Raw genomic sequence first — 12,576 nt, 5'->3', positions numbered from 1 at the left:
GGCACCAATGAGCGATGTGAAGGAAAGCGCTGGGGGACCGGCGAAGGAAACCGAGTCTCCCTTGCCGTACTACGTGGATGCGGCAATCTGGGAAAAAGATATCGCGCGGCGCAATCGCTGGTCGCGATCTCTGGCGTGGTGTGTGGCAAGCGTCGCCTCGGTCATTGCCGTTGCAGCGGTGGGCGCGCTGATCCTTGCGCTGCCGCTCAAGACTTATGAGCCCTACATGGTGGTGGTCGACAAATCCACCGGGTTTGTCGAGGTCAAGCGGCCGCTGGCCGACGGGCCTTTGCAGCAGGACGAGTCGATGGGGATGTTCGATATCGTCCGTTATGTGAAGGCTCGCGAGACCTACGATCCGAAGGCGCTGAAGGACAACTTCGATCTCGCGCAATTGCTGAGCGCCGGCGATGCCTCGAGGGAGCTCGTCGAGCTTTTCAGCCCGGCAAACAAGGTGACGAACCCGGTCGTGCTCTATGGGCGAAACACCGTCGTGGCGGTGACCGTGAAGTCCGTGACATTTCCCAACCAAAGGACCGCCCTGGTTCGGTTCATGACGGAAGAAAAGAGCCAGGCGAACACCGTGCAGCGGCATTGGGTATCGTTGATCCGGTTCCGCTACACCGGCGTGCCGGCAAAAAACGAGATCCGCTTTCAAAATCCGCTCGGCTTCCAGGTGCTCGAATATCGGCGCGATCAGGAGACGGCGCCGGCACCCACCGCGGAGACACCGCAATGAAGGTCGCCGGCATCCTGATGGCAATCGGGCTCGGCGTTTGCGCGGTTCAGCCGGCCCTTGCCGAACAGACCCCTCGGGCGGGATCTCGTGACAGTCGCATTCGCTTCGTCTGGTATCAAAAGGACGATGTGGTGTCGGTGCCGGCCAGCTATGGCGCCTCGACCATGATCGAATTCGGCGATGACGAGAAAATCGAAACCCTCGGCGCTGGCGACGTCCCGGCCTGGAGCATCGAGCCCAACGAGAAGGGCAATGTGCTGTTTGTGAAGCCGATCGAGAAGAATGCGGGCGGGAATCTCAATGTCCTGACCAACAAGCGCAGCTATGTGTTCTTCCTCAACGGCGAGTTTCGGCCGGTTGCGCAACAAGTCTATGCGATCAAGTTCCGCTATCCCGAAGAGGTGTCGGACGCGGCGCTGATGGACGAAGCCCAGGCCCGGGCGGCACAGCCGAACCGGCAGGGTTTCAAGGCCGAAAACGCCAACTCGTCCTATGCCTATAAGGGGTCGTCGGCAAATAAGCCGCTCGTGATCTACGACGACGGCGTGAAGACCTGGTTCCGCTTCGATCCGGCAAGGGAAGTGCCGGCGATCTATGTCGTCGATAGCGAGCGCAATGAGACGCTTGTGAATTATCGCCGCGAGGGCGCGTACATCGTCGTCGACAAGGTCAATTACCAATGGACGCTGCGCAATGGCAACGAAGCAACCTGCGTCTTCAATCTGAGACTGAACAATGTGAACGAACCGACTGGGCTCGAACCTTACGAGCCGCAGCGTGTCGGCGGTGGGACTGTTCGGAAAGTGAGGGGGCCTGATGCCATCTCCCAATGAGTACAGAATGCTCGCCGAGGAAGGAACAGTGGTCGCCCCGCCAAAATTCGGGGCGAGCACATTCTTCAAGATCGTGGTGCCGCTGGGTGCGGTGGTCTTCGCCGGCTGGATGATCTATGCGGCGACGCGTGCGCCAGACAAGCCGCTGTTGACGGCGTCGGATGGCGAGGAGTTTCACACCACACAGTTTCCCGCACCTGGGCTCGATACGCCGCGTCCCCAGCTTGATAACGGCACCCTGAAAATTCCGACGGTTCCCGAGGAGCCACCGGCGGCGCCGGCACAGCCGCCGTCGACGGTCGAGGCTCCGCCTCCCCCTCCACCAGCCTTGCAACCGCCTGCAGCTCCACCACAGGTGCAGGATGATGCCGAGGCCCGTCGTCTGGCTGAGGAAGAACGGCGCAGGCAAGAAGAAGAGGAACGCCGCAAATGGGAGCGCTTGCGCGCCAAGCAGCTCGTCGTCGATAGCGGCGATGCGCCTGGCAGTGCGTCAGCATTGGGCGGCAATGGTACGGATGCAGCGGCGGCCGGAAACGCAGGCGAGGGCGAGGGCGAGGAGGACCCCAATCGGCGTTTTTTGGCAAGGGCGAGCCAGAGCGGAGCGGATACATCGAAAGCCACGATGAACCCGCGCACGGACGCTCTGGTCGCCCAAGGGACGATGATCAAGGGCGTGCTCGAGACCGCGATCCAGAGCGATCTTGCCGGTATGGTTCGGGCCGTCGTGTCGGAGGATGTGTGGTCGTTCGACGGTCGCAGGGTTTTGATCCCCGCTGGCTCCCGCCTTATCGGTGAATATCGCAGTGGCCTCGCAACCGGCCAAACGCGGGTGTTCATAGTGTGGACACGCCTTCTTCGATCGGACGGCATGTCGGTGCAGCTCGGCTCGACCGGCACCGACGAGCTCGGTCGCAGCGGCATGCCGGGCGAGGTCGACAACCATTATTTCGAGCGGTTCGGCTCGGCGATCCTTCTAAGTGTCGTGGGCGGTGCGACGCAATTCATCGCCAACCTTGGCAACGACCAGAATGGGTCGAACACCAACCAGACCTACACGGACCCGCAGACCGGACAGACGGTGACAATCCAGACGCAGCCCAACCAATACCTGCAGAGCGCGCGCCAGATCGGCGCGCAACAGGTCTCGCAAAGCCTCAACCGCATTGCCGAAGAGGCGCTTCGAAATTCGATCAATATCGCGCCCACGATCCATGTCGATCAGGGGTCGCGCATCATGGTGTTCGTCCGCCGGGACCTCGATTTTTCGGAGTTCTATCCGGACCCGGTACGCGAGGCGTTGAGGGAGATACGACGTGAGCGGGCAGCAAAGAACCGTCTTTCTAAATAAGGCGCTGGAGCCGGTGCGGCGCTGGCTCGACGACGATCGCGTGGTCGAAATCTGTGCAAACGGGCCTGGGCTTGTGTGGGTCGAAATTGTTGGCTCGACACATATGGAGCCCTTCGACGTCCCCGAGCTCGACCGCGCCGCGATCACTTACCTCATGGAACGTATAGCGGCATCATCCTCGCAATCGATCAGCGAGGAAAATCCCTTGCTTTCGGCCGCCCTCCCCGGCGGCGAACGCTTCCAGGGCGTGCTTGCGCCGGCGACGCCGACAGGAGGCGCCTTCGCGATCCGCAAGCAGGTCGTGAAGGATATGCGCCTTGATGATTACCGGAGGCGGGGGTCGTTCGATACGATCTCCGTCCAGGATCCCGGCGAATTGAGCGAGACCGACAGCGCCCTTTGCGAATATCTCGACGCCGGCAAGATCGAGGATTTCCTCCGCCTGGCCGTGCGGGAACGGTATTCGATCTTGCTTTCAGGAGGCACATCGTCGGGCAAAACGACATTTCTGAACGCGATTTTGCACGAGGTGCCTTCGGATGAGCGGATCCTCACCATTGAGGATACACGAGAGGTTAAACCACACCAGCCCAACTATCTGCCCCTCGTCGCATCAAAGGGCGACCAGGGCCTGGCGCACGTGACCGTTGAAACGCTGCTGCAAGCCGCCATGCGGTTGCGGCCGGATCGAATCTTCCTGGGCGAGATCCGGGGAGCGGAAGCCTATTCGTTCTTGCGCGCCGTCAACACAGGTCATCCCGGATCGATCACGACGATCCATGCGGACAGCCCGACCGGTGCGTTTGAGCAGCTAGCATTGATGGTCATGCAGGCTGGGCTCGGGCTGAGCAAGGCAGAGATCATCGATTACGTGCGGTCGGTCCTGCCGATTGTGATCCAACAAACGCGCCGGGGCGGCTGGCGCGGAACTTCGGCGATCTGGTTCAACCGCATGACCGAATGGAGAGCCGCCAGAAAGGTTCCCCAGAATGTCTCGCGTATTCGCTTATAGGCTTCTCCTCGGCCTCATCGGCCTCGCCGCCTTCTTTGCCCTTTGGAGCCTGGCCTACGAGCTGGTGGCGACATGGCGGTGGACTCCCGCGCTCCCCTCTGAAGGCGCCTCGCGCTGGGGGCTTCTAAAGTACCAGAACGCGCAACGCAGCCTAAGCGGCCTCTTCGTTGCCTGGCAGCATTTCAGCCAGCGCCTAGCCTATCATCCCACGCAGGGCGAGACGATCATCCGGGGCGTGATCGCGGTCGCGGTTGTCGTGGCGATCGGCGTCGGCCTGGTCTTTGCAAGCCTGATCAACCGCAAGCCAAAGCACTACGGCAATGCGCGGTTCGGCACGATCATGGACGCCGAAAGGAAAAACCTGCTGGCAAAGCAAGGCTTGATCCTCGGCAAGATGGGTGGGGCGACGATCCGCTCGGACGAGCCCGCGCACGTCCTGGTGGTCGGGCCGACCCGATCCGGCAAGGGCGTCAGCTTTGTCATTCCGAACGGTTACATGTGGCGAGGATCCTCGGTGTGGTTCGATCCGAAGCGGGAGAACTTCGAGGCGTTCGGTGCGCATCGGCAGGCTCTCGGCGATAAGGTCTTTTTCTTTTCGCCCGGCGAGCAGGATTCGCATCGGTATAATCCGCTGGATTTCATCCGGCGCGATGCGCGCATGCCGACGGACTGCGCGGTGGTCTCCTCCTTCATCATCCCCGAGGCGACAGGAAGTTCCGAGATCTGGGCGCGCGCCGGCCGGCAGCTGCTTTCGGCCATGATCGGCTATGTGCTGACGTCACCACGCTATGAGGGGCAGCGTCATTTGCGCGCCGTCGCGATGCTTCTTTCGACCGGCGTGGATTTTCTCAGGGTGCTGACGAATATCCGCAATGACGAGGAAAAATATCTGCCTTCGTGGGTCGTGCACGGGCTCAACCAGTTCATTGCGCTGGAAAAGGAAACGCGAAACTCAGCCTACTTCAACCTGACGGCGGCTCTCAACCCCTGGACCAATGATCTCGTTGCAGCCGCTACGGCGTCGACCGATTTCGATATCTCGAAGTTTCGCAAGGACGCGACGGCTCTCTTCATCGGCTGCTCGGTGGCGCAGCTCGACGTGTTCCGGCCCATCATCAAACTCCTGGTTCAGCAAATCCATGATGTACTGATGGCTTCCTCGCCAGGCCCGGACGAGCCCTATCAGGTCCTGGTGATGATCGACGAGTTTCGCCAGCTCGGCAAAATGGAGTCTATCGTTTCCAAGCTGGCGATCAACGCGGGCTATGGCTTTCGCATGGTCCTGATCCTGCAGGATCTTGCCCAGCTTGACGAAGTCTATGGAAAAGCGACGCGGCACACCACGGTGACCGCGTGTCAGGTGAAGCTTTTCATCCGCATGAACGACGTGGAGACCTCGGAACATGTCTCTGTAATGCTGGGGCCGACCACGATCGAGGTGCCCACACCGATCATCAGGGCTGGTCAAGGTATATTTGGTGGCCGAGACAAGAGTTTAAGTTATCAAGAAAGGCCGTTCCGAACGGCGGCGGAGCTTCGGCAACTGCCGGCGAAGCAGGCCGTGGTTCTGGGCTCGAGCCCCCCTGGTTTCATGGTGCGCAAGATCACCTATTATAAGGACGCTCCCTATAAAGCGACCTACCAGGAATTTCGGCACCGACGCCTGAAAGTACCGCCTCTCTCCCGATGGCAGGATCTTCCGCTGCGCTCCATGGCGGAGGTCGAAGCGGCGGCTAACAACGCGCCGGCCGCACCTTTCGAGCTGGGGGAACCCGATACCGTCGAAGCGCCGGTTTCGGGCGATACAGCGTATGCCGATGCGGTGCCGCGTGCGACTGGTGCGGCGGCTGAAAGGGCTGATCCCGTCGCGTTAAAACCGAAAGTAAAGAACGACAGCGCGGACGCACCACAGGCGCTGCCAAGCTCAGGCCTTCCAACGGGCGGTGAGGCTGAAGCAAAGAGCGAGGCCGCCGCTGAAGTTCCGGAGTTGAAGCCGAAGCGGACCGATCAGACGGCCGATGATGCGCCGCGGCCGCTTCCCACCCTTGGCCGGCGATCGGCGCCGGCAGCATCAAAGACGTCCGACCCGAGTGCGTCTGAAGGCAAGGCGAGTGTCTTGCAATTCCAAGTCCGGCCGGGAAACAAGTCCACGTCGATCGCCGCGCTGCTCGCATCGCTCGATCAGGAAGTGGAGGCCGGCGCTCGTTCCCTGTCACCGTCAGTGGATAGCGGAGATGTCGACGGGGGACCGTCAGCCGCTCTTGAGGCGCTGCAGGATCAAATTAGACGTCACGGCGATCGCTAGGCGGGAAATTCAGTTGAACACAAATGCGCGATTTGTGCCTTCGGTGCCTAAGTCGAGTGGTGAGAACAAGACGAAGCGTCCCTAATCCGATGGCGGGCGCATCGAACCGTTTCGTTGCGCCTCCCGGTTCTTGGTGAGGACGTGAGCTGATTGCTGGTCCGTAAAATGCGATTGATTTTCTCTCTATCCAACATGTATCAAAACCGATACAGTGCACCCCGATGAAGGTGATTGAATGGCTTGGAAGCAGTAGGGCGGATGTTCGAGCGTTTCCTGACGATGCGCGGATAGAGGCCGGCTGGCAGCTCGAACTTGTCCAGCGCGGCGACGATCCCGACGACTGGAAGCCTCTGCAGATCGTGGGGGCCGGCGTCAGGGAAATCAGAGTCCGGGAGGCATCGGGAGCGTTCCGCGTCATCTATCTGGCAACGCTGGAGGATCGGGTTTTGGTGCTTCATGCGTTCCAGAAGAAGACACAGGCCACATCCAAGAAAGACCTCGATCTGGCGGCTCAACGGCTAAAACGATGGAAGGCAGAACGATGAACGTAGAAATCTATGAGAACGTCTGGGACGCACTGGCGGACACCGAACAAGAGGCAGCAAACCTCAAGGCGCGCTCGGCGCTGCTCTACGAAATCCGTAAGGCAGTCCAGCGTTGGGAAATTTCTCAGGAGGAAGCCGCCAAGCGGCTCGGCCTGACGCGCCCTCGTATCAATGATCTGCTGCGCGGTAAGCTCGCCAAGTTCTCGCTTGACGCGCTCGTCAACATCGCCGCCTCCGCTCACCTGGATATAGAAATCCGGGTGAAGGAGGTTGCATAAATCACGAGGTGTCAAATCTCGTCTTTCCTCGGAGTACATCTTGCGTTTGGACGCGAGCGTGTGCCGAACCGAGCCGCTGCCAGCGCCCGGCTTGGGGAACAGCGAGCCCACGCAGTGGTGCATGACGAGGCAACTACTGCTTTTGCGGCTTTTGTGAATCCGGCTCTTCGCCTTCGACTGGAGCGGTGTTGATGCTCCTCGACTGCAGGCGCTGCAGTTCTTCGAGCCGTTCGCCTTTGACGATCTTGGGATCAAGCCGCTCGTTGGGATTCTGTGCCAAGGATCGCGCGGCTTCGCTTGCGGCTTGTGCCTCGCGCGCTTCCTTCGCAGCGATGCTTTCGGCGTTGCGCACCATTTCGCGGTCTTGCGCAACCTGCTCAAGCGAGGTCGGATCAGCCGATCCGGCTCGTTCGTCACGGATCTCCTGCTCGATGGCGCGATTGCGTATCTCGCGAGCGCGATCGGCCTCAAGCCGCTCAGCGGCCTCGATCTCCTGGGCGCGATGGATCAAAACTTCGGCGCGCGTGCCGGCAATCCGATGGGCCTGGTCTTCACTGACATGCGTCACGCCACCTTCCTGCAGCGATTTGAGATCCGTCCGGATCGCCAACAGCTCCATCGTGGGCGCCGCGCGCCGTAAGAACTCCGCTTTGGTCTGGCCGTTCATCATGGCCGCTGTGTTGTTAACGGTCTCGTTGATCTGTTTTAGGTTTTCCCGCATCTGGTCCGCGGTGGCATCTGAACTCATTTGAACACCCTTTCCATCTCGAATAGCGACCACAACAGTACCGGATCGGAAGGCTTGCGTCATCCGATCAATGAATTGACTCGCTATCGCATTATCCGGCCGGGAAGCAGCGACCGAGTGCCAGTCCCGAAGGCTTGCCTGGGTGGCCTGCAGCTGGCGCGCCGAAATCGGAATCTTTATCGGGTTGGCCCTCGCGTAGTCGATCCGCTGGCGGGCTTTCTCGATGACGTGCGGGTTTGCACGGGCGTAGGCGCGGTCACGCGTCTCCCTGCCCGGCCGCGGCTTTTCGGCCGTGGCCACAATCGCCTTGTCGCGCGGACCATAGCTTTGTGATGACGCTCGATAGGCCGCGGAAGTCGCGACGATTTTCATGCCCTGCGCTTGTGCGTGCTGGGCATAGAGCGCGCGCCATTCGCGAAGCTGGGCCGGACCTGGTCGCAAGCGCTCACCGTCCTCACCCTTCACGGCGACGATGGCATGGACATGAATATGGCCGCCCTCCTCCGCCATATCGGCATGCATGCCGAAGGCGAATTTGTGATTGGGGAACTGCTCATGCAGGAACCCACGTGCGGCCCTCACCAGAGCTTGCCTATCCTCGCCCGCCTTGGCCGACAGGATCATGTGCATGGTGTCGCGAGGCTTGTAGGAATTCAGGGTCTTGTCCCAGGACTGCGCGGTCTGCCGAACCGCCTCCTCAGACGCGATCGCGACGCCGTCGGCGCCGATCGCCGCTCCGTCATGGCTAAGGCGCGCGAGCTGGAACACGACACCGGCTTTGCCGTGGCTGGGCTCCCCAAGTGGCTTCACCGAAACGGTATCCTCCTTGACCCCAAGCGTCTCGGAAATCCGCGAGGCGATCATGGCCCGAGTCGGTGCCGAGAACTGGCGATCCTGCTGGCGCCGATCGGAAAGGTGAAACCGATGCTTCACCTTCTCGTCCCCGTTCTCACCCCGCACGACGCTGTGTCCGGCCATCGTCGCGACGACGCGCGCGACGCTCGATCCGTCCTGCAGTGTGTCAATACGATAGGCGAAACCGTGGCCGGCGAAACCTGCCTGAACTGCCTGCGAAAGGCGCTCGGCATTCTCCTGCCCTGCCAGCGAAAGCCGAAACGTCGCCACATCCTCGCTCTCCCGCCGCTTGTCGAAACCCTTGCCCCACTGCTTCATTTCCTCGGCAACAGCTTCCTGCGTTGCCAGGATACGCGCGTCATGCGTCTCGAGCGCGACACCCTCCTTCTGGATATATTGACCGATGGCGGCTGCCCTTGTGACGCCATGCCCGTAGGAAATCACCTTCAGAACGGCCGGCTGATACCCGGCCGCCAGCCTGTCGGCGGCGGCCCTCGGCGCAGGTCCGCCGGCGAGCTTCCGTCGCTTCGCTGGCAGGGCGAGGTTTAGGCGCCCGGCTTTACCGCGCGGCGGCTCCAGCTGCCCGGGAGACGAGCGCGGCACGGCCGGTTCCGGTGGCTGGCTTGCCCCGAGACCGCCCTCCCCCTTCCGGCCGCGAACCGTCTTGAACAACCAATCATCGTCATTTCCAGAAAAGGACAACAGTGCCCGACGCCGGCGCTTGCGGTTCTCTTCTTCAAAAGCCGCGCTCGCGCGAATCCGATCGGCTATGGCCTGTATGGAAGACTGGGCGAGGTTCACGCGCCCTCACCATCCAGCAGATGCGCCGCCTTCCGAAGTTTCAGGCCATGGGCGATCGTCATCGCCGTCAATTCGGCGTCGACGGCTTTCACCCTCTCATCCAGTGCTTCCCAAATCGGCAACGCCGCCTCCATGGGGACGGCGTGGCCGGAATGAATGGCATGGAGAAGTTGGCTGAGGTTTCGGCCGACCATCCGAACTTGTGAGGCCAACGCCGCGACAGTGCGTGAATTGTCAGCTGACAGAGCGGGACCGACATCCAGGCTGGCCCGGATAATGCGCCGCAACGTCTCCGCTCGGTCAAGCTGGAACACCTTGCAGGCCTCATCCAGGAGCGCGCCCGCCTCCGGCCCAATATCGATCCGGGAGCGCTTTCGGGTGTCCTTGTGGGCGGCGCTGGTGTCCAAAATTCCTCGCTATGGCGGATGGGCCTCACGTCGAAGACGGTCCAGGTCAAAGCGAAGCGACGACCTGCTCAGCCAATTTGGACCCAAATTGCGTATCTTGTCAATTCAATACGAAACATTATACTGATGCACTGACGCACTAATCCAGAGCCGATCATGCATCCTGGGACATTGCACCGATGTGCAAATTCATATTACCACACAGGCACTTATGCGCCTCGGCACTTTGTTGCATCGGCGCATAGTCATAATGCAAGAAAGTCGCTTTGGCGCCAAATCGCCTATACGCCTTGACGCCAAAGTGACGCAACATTGGGAAAAAACAATGCCGGAACAACGCGCGGTGCAAATCACAGTGGCCTCTCCCAAAGGCGGGGTCGGCAAGACCATGACCACCATCCTGCTCGCTGGCGAGTTCGCCGCCGCCGGTCATCGGGTGACGGTGCTCGACACCGATCCGCAACTGTCCGCGGTGGAGTGGAGCAAGAACAGTCGCCGAGCCGGGTACGCGCTTTCAAACATCGACGTCATCCCCATCAGCTCGACCGACGACCTGATCGATCGCCTGGCGCAATCCGACGCCGAGGACCTGCTGCTGGTCGATGTCCAGGGCACGGCCGTGGCCGCGCTCGGCCCGGCCGTCGCCAACGCGGACTTCGTGCTGATTCCGACGAAAGCGCACGTCTTCGATGTCAAGCAATGCCTCGGTCTGATCCGGCACATCCGCTCACTTGGCGGACGCCACCGCGAAATTCCCCACGCGGTGATGCTCAACATGGTTTCGGGGATCGAACACAACACGATGGCCTTCCGCACGGCGATCCAGCTGCTGCGGCAGGCCAACGCAAGCGTGCTTGAGACCTTTTTGTCGCAACGGCCGACCTTCGCCTCAATCGCAACCGCCGGGACGCTTTACGAAGTCCAGCCTGTGAACAAGGCCGTCGAGGACGCTCGCGACCAGACGAATGCCCTGACCGCCGAGATCATCCGCAAACTGAACGGAGCCACCCCGCAATGAACGAGAAAAGCGATCGGACCGCAAACCAGCTGCCGCTGCCTGCCTTGAAACCGCGCGCCCGTTCGGATGATCCGTTCTCGCGCAACATGGCTGCCATAGTGGAATCCAGCATCAGCGAAACGGACAACCTGGAGCAGCAGACGAGACCCCGCTCGGCCAGAGAGGCGAAAGCGAAGCTCGAAAGGCCAAAGGCAGACGGCGAGACAGCCCGGCTGCACACACGCATTCCTGTCTCGCAGATGATCGAGCTGCAGGTCCATTGCGCGCGCAATAGAACAACCATGCAGGAGGTGGTGCAGGGCCTGATAACGGAATTCCTTGCTCGGCAGCCGAGGTAGCCAGACGCGCCAATTAGCGTCGATTTTCGTTACGACCGACCGCGCACGATACCGCCCAACGAGGATTGGCTACATCTCTCCGGGGAAGGCCATCAAAGACGCTGCTGAACGACTGACGTTCGGTTCCATCCATCACCAGAGTGAATCGATCCGCGTCCGCTGATTCAAACCATTCATTGGACGCGCGCGTCCGGCTGCGCGATTCTGTCCGTAATGATCGCGCAGCTCTATCGCCTCTGTATCGAACGCCGCGACGCGGATCGGAACATGGCGCGCTTCTATGCACTGTCGATCGAGGAGACCCTGTTCGGCCAGACCTGCCTGATCCGGCGTTGGGGCCGGATCGGAACCACCGGCCGCACGGTACAGCACTCCTTTGATACCGAGGGCGAAGCCGTCGCCCTTTTCCTCGAGCTGCTGCGCGCCAAGCGGATGCGCGGCTATCAGCCGCGATCCGCCCGACGCGCAGAAGCGATCCCGTCTTGACAGGTAGCCGGTAGAGCGACGGGAGCGAGGTTCTGGAACAAAGTCGCTTCGTGTACCGGGCGCGGGGCGATGTCGCCAGTGGGAAGTCAGTGATCTTGACACCGTGGCAAGATGTCGGCGTCACTTGTGAGGCGATAGGTCGGGTGGAGTCGACAGCGAAGATTGTCCGGAGCACGACGAAATTCTCGGTGAAACGTTGAGACGTTCGACAATTCAGCCGGCAGCCACTTTGCCCTCGACCAGCATGGTGACGACATCGCGCATGCGAACTTCACTAATGCGCTGGGCCAAAAATGTCCCCGCCATGTTCTGGCACGATCCCTGTTCCGCTATGCCACCGTCGCCACCGTTCTGGCTTTGATCTTTTTGTCTGTCAGGATAGGTCAGGATGGCGGCGGGCACACACAAGCGGCTTGCCCGATCCGGCAAAGAAGCCCGGTCTCCAGCGACCACGACTCCGGCTTGTATCGAGGAGGCAGCGATGATTACGGCTTCAATGCTGGGTATCGTTCTCATCGCACTGGCCGGGATTATCGTCATCCGGCGTTAGTGGCGATACATTGGAGCACCGAGCCGGATGATGGCTTCGGATTTTTGCGACATTGGGACCAAATGTGTATTTGGCGCCTATGATCGATATCGACAAGGATTGGCTCTCTTCCCAATACTCGCTCCGTTTTGACGCCATTGAACTGGTCGTTGACAGCGTGAATCGTACTTATCGGGCACGTGCGGGGCAGAAGTATTTCTATTTACGGCTCTACCGCGTGTCAAACGGCCCTTTAATTGCGGGTAGTTGTCAATCCGGATCTCGCACTGCCATCGCCGGGGTCATGGTCCTTTCCGAGGTCGAGTGCCTCATG

General features: G+C 60.8%; 14 protein-coding genes and 1 pseudogene. 12 read left to right on the top strand and 3 right to left on the bottom strand.

The annotated features are described in order from the left end of the window. Nucleotides 1-7 precede the first annotated feature (7 nt). The 7 genes from NKJ11_RS31155 to NKJ11_RS31125 all read left to right on the top strand — a co-directional run bounded on the left by NKJ11_RS31155 (nucleotide 8) and on the right by NKJ11_RS31125 (nucleotide 7,060). A complete protein-coding gene (locus NKJ11_RS31155; protein WP_352492034.1) occupies nucleotides 8-739 on the top strand; it encodes a VirB8 family type IV secretion system protein in 732 nt (243 codons plus the stop codon). Continuing rightward, the gene (gene virB9 / locus NKJ11_RS31150) at nucleotides 736-1,572 is read left to right on the top strand and encodes a P-type conjugative transfer protein VirB9 (RefSeq protein ID WP_352794995.1); all 837 of its coding nucleotides are present in this window, start codon (nucleotides 736-738) and stop codon (nucleotides 1,570-1,572) included. The genes NKJ11_RS31155 and virB9 overlap by 4 nt, the downstream gene beginning before the upstream one ends. A 7-nt stretch (nucleotides 1,573-1,579) precedes the next feature. Then, a complete protein-coding gene (gene virB10 / locus NKJ11_RS31145) occupies nucleotides 1,580-2,920 on the top strand; it encodes a type IV secretion system protein VirB10 (protein ID WP_352794994.1) in 1,341 nt (446 codons plus the stop codon). After that, nucleotides 2,886-3,932, top strand: a complete 1,047-nt coding sequence (virB11, locus tag NKJ11_RS31140; protein ID WP_352549323.1) for a P-type DNA transfer ATPase VirB11 — start codon at nucleotides 2,886-2,888, stop codon at nucleotides 3,930-3,932. Before virB10 ends, virB11 begins: the two co-directional genes overlap by 35 nt. Then, nucleotides 3,910-6,237: a type IV secretory system conjugative DNA transfer family protein gene (locus NKJ11_RS31135; protein WP_352794993.1), complete on the top strand. Its 2,328-nt coding sequence runs from the start codon at nucleotides 3,910-3,912 to the stop codon at nucleotides 6,235-6,237. Before virB11 ends, NKJ11_RS31135 begins: the two co-directional genes overlap by 23 nt. Nucleotides 6,238-6,458: 221 nt before the next feature. Further along, a complete protein-coding gene (locus NKJ11_RS31130; protein ID WP_095204878.1) occupies nucleotides 6,459-6,782 on the top strand; it encodes a type II toxin-antitoxin system RelE/ParE family toxin in 324 nt (107 codons plus the stop codon). Continuing rightward, complete coding sequence (locus tag NKJ11_RS31125; RefSeq protein ID WP_352794992.1) at nucleotides 6,779-7,060, top strand: helix-turn-helix domain-containing protein; 282 nt, start codon at nucleotides 6,779-6,781, stop codon at nucleotides 7,058-7,060. The genes NKJ11_RS31130 and NKJ11_RS31125 overlap by 4 nt, the downstream gene beginning before the upstream one ends. A 133-nt stretch (nucleotides 7,061-7,193) precedes the next feature. Here the strand turns inward: NKJ11_RS31125 and NKJ11_RS31120 are convergent, their stop codons facing one another. Further along, nucleotides 7,194-8,672: a relaxase/mobilization nuclease domain-containing protein gene (locus tag NKJ11_RS31120; protein ID WP_352794991.1), complete on the bottom strand. Its 1,479-nt coding sequence runs from the start codon at nucleotides 8,670-8,672 to the stop codon at nucleotides 7,194-7,196. Nucleotides 8,673-8,723: 51 nt separating this feature from the next. Between NKJ11_RS31120 and NKJ11_RS31115 the strand changes: the two genes are divergently transcribed. Continuing rightward, entirely contained in the window at nucleotides 8,724-9,212 is a 489-nt protein-coding gene (locus NKJ11_RS31115) for a hypothetical protein (RefSeq protein WP_352794990.1), read from the top strand. A gap of 248 nt (nucleotides 9,213-9,460) precedes the next feature. On the opposite strand, the gene NKJ11_RS31110 is transcribed toward NKJ11_RS31115, so the two are convergent. Continuing rightward, entirely contained in the window at nucleotides 9,461-9,871 is a 411-nt protein-coding gene (locus NKJ11_RS31110) for a hypothetical protein (RefSeq protein ID WP_352794989.1), read from the bottom strand. Nucleotides 9,872-10,196: 325 nt separating this feature from the next. Between NKJ11_RS31110 and NKJ11_RS31105 the strand changes: the two genes are divergently transcribed. From NKJ11_RS31105 to NKJ11_RS31095, 3 genes are all read left to right on the top strand, one after another. Continuing rightward, nucleotides 10,197-10,889: a ParA family protein gene (locus NKJ11_RS31105; RefSeq protein ID WP_352492041.1), complete on the top strand. Its 693-nt coding sequence runs from the start codon at nucleotides 10,197-10,199 to the stop codon at nucleotides 10,887-10,889. After that, entirely contained in the window at nucleotides 10,886-11,227 is a 342-nt protein-coding gene (locus NKJ11_RS31100) for a hypothetical protein (protein ID WP_352794988.1), read from the top strand. The genes NKJ11_RS31105 and NKJ11_RS31100 overlap by 4 nt, the downstream gene beginning before the upstream one ends. A gap of 213 nt (nucleotides 11,228-11,440) precedes the next feature. Beyond that, nucleotides 11,441-11,713 carry a WGR domain-containing protein gene (locus NKJ11_RS31095; RefSeq protein ID WP_352549334.1) on the top strand — a complete coding sequence of 91 codons (273 nt, stop codon included), beginning with the start codon at nucleotides 11,441-11,443 and terminating at the stop codon, nucleotides 11,711-11,713. Between the two features lie 213 nt (nucleotides 11,714-11,926). On the opposite strand, the gene NKJ11_RS31090 is transcribed toward NKJ11_RS31095, so the two are convergent. Further along, complete coding sequence (locus NKJ11_RS31090; RefSeq protein WP_352549336.1) at nucleotides 11,927-12,229, bottom strand: hypothetical protein; 303 nt, start codon at nucleotides 12,227-12,229, stop codon at nucleotides 11,927-11,929. A gap of 113 nt (nucleotides 12,230-12,342) precedes the next feature. On the opposite strand from NKJ11_RS31090, the pseudogene NKJ11_RS31085 reads away from it, so the two are divergent. Then, nucleotides 12,343-12,576 (top strand): annotated as a pseudogene (locus NKJ11_RS31085) (hypothetical protein); the annotation flags it as partial.

The sequence above is a fragment of the Mesorhizobium sp. M0243 genome, assembly GCF_040321775.1.
In the GTDB taxonomy this organism is placed as follows: domain Bacteria; phylum Pseudomonadota; class Alphaproteobacteria; order Rhizobiales; family Rhizobiaceae; genus Mesorhizobium.
Note: the sequence above shows the minus strand (reverse complement) of the source record. Positions and strands in the feature narration are given on the sequence as shown.

Bases quoted from the DNA above. Each gene is read 5' to 3' on its own strand.
- NKJ11_RS31090 (WP_352549336.1), bottom strand. From the start codon at position 12,229: ATGAGAACGATACCCAGCATTGAAGCCGTAATCATCGCTGCCTCCTCG.
- virB9 (WP_352794995.1), top strand. From the start codon at position 736: ATGAAGGTCGCCGGCATCCTGATGGCAATCGGGCTCGGCGTTTGCGCG.
- virB10 (WP_352794994.1), top strand. From the start codon at position 1,580: ATGCTCGCCGAGGAAGGAACAGTGGTCGCCCCGCCAAAATTCGGGGCG.
- NKJ11_RS31135 (WP_352794993.1), top strand. From the start codon at position 3,910: ATGTCTCGCGTATTCGCTTATAGGCTTCTCCTCGGCCTCATCGGCCTC.
- NKJ11_RS31130 (WP_095204878.1), top strand. From the start codon at position 6,459: ATGAAGGTGATTGAATGGCTTGGAAGCAGTAGGGCGGATGTTCGAGCG.
- NKJ11_RS31095 (WP_352549334.1), top strand. From the start codon at position 11,441: ATGATCGCGCAGCTCTATCGCCTCTGTATCGAACGCCGCGACGCGGAT.
- NKJ11_RS31155 (WP_352492034.1), top strand. From the start codon at position 8: ATGAGCGATGTGAAGGAAAGCGCTGGGGGACCGGCGAAGGAAACCGAG.
- NKJ11_RS31120 (WP_352794991.1), bottom strand. From the start codon at position 8,672: ATGATCGCCTCGCGGATTTCCGAGACGCTTGGGGTCAAGGAGGATACC.
- NKJ11_RS31105 (WP_352492041.1), top strand. From the start codon at position 10,197: ATGCCGGAACAACGCGCGGTGCAAATCACAGTGGCCTCTCCCAAAGGC.
- NKJ11_RS31125 (WP_352794992.1), top strand. From the start codon at position 6,779: ATGAACGTAGAAATCTATGAGAACGTCTGGGACGCACTGGCGGACACC.
- NKJ11_RS31100 (WP_352794988.1), top strand. From the start codon at position 10,886: ATGAACGAGAAAAGCGATCGGACCGCAAACCAGCTGCCGCTGCCTGCC.